Below are 219 nucleotides of genomic sequence, written 5' to 3' on the forward strand. Positions count from 1 at the left end.
TAGATTTTACCAGCCCTCTAATTTAGGGTTACAATCAACTAATAATATCTGGCAAAGTAATGGTATTGGAGTAATGGGGACACGCTCAATTACTCAACCACAAATAGAGTTTAAATTAGAAACGTTTGGTGAAAGTTTAGAAGAAAATTATCGGTTAATGAAAGACTTTATAAACGATATTCTTAACCAAAAATTCGTTACACTTGAATATCAAACAGA

General features: G+C 31.1%; 1 protein-coding gene. It reads left to right on the forward strand.

What is annotated here, in order from left to right; translation table 11 throughout:
* On the forward strand, positions 1 to 219 hold a 219-nt coding region (locus tag FDW96_RS12420), incomplete at both ends, for a phage distal tail protein domain-containing protein (protein ID WP_170974702.1).

Source organism: Citrobacter sp. TBCS-15, from assembly GCF_005280815.1.
Taxonomy (GTDB): Bacteria; Pseudomonadota; Gammaproteobacteria; order Enterobacterales; family Enterobacteriaceae; genus Citrobacter; species Citrobacter werkmanii.